This is a genomic window from Psychrobacter sp. 16-MNA-CIBAN-0192, from assembly GCF_040309565.1.
Lineage (GTDB): Bacteria > Pseudomonadota > Gammaproteobacteria > Pseudomonadales > Moraxellaceae > Psychrobacter.
In genome coordinates, this window is sequence record NZ_JBEOOX010000231.1 from 1 (window position 1) to 274 (window position 274).

Sequence of the window (274 nt, forward strand, 5' to 3'; positions counted from 1 at the left end):
GAGCCTATCTCAGCTATCATCGCGATGTTTATTGCTTTCGGTGCCAACATCATCTTGGGCGCGATTATCCTATTCATCGGTTTTTGGCTTGCCAATATCATTGCTGGTGTCGTTGAGCGCTCTGAGCAAGGCTCACAGTTCTTAGCAAACATCGTACGTGTATTAATCATGGGTTTGGTACTAGCCATGGGTCTAAAAGCGATGGGTATTGCTGACTCTATTGTGAACTTAGCATTTGGTCTAACACTAGGTGCCGTTGCGGTTGCCTTTGCTC

Annotated in this window: 1 protein-coding gene; it reads left to right on the plus strand. The window is 46.4% G+C overall.

All coding sequences use genetic code 11. The features are described from left to right. The coding region (locus AAEY78_RS13040; protein ID WP_502943772.1) for a mechanosensitive ion channel family protein at window positions 1-274 on the plus strand (274 nt) is incomplete at both ends.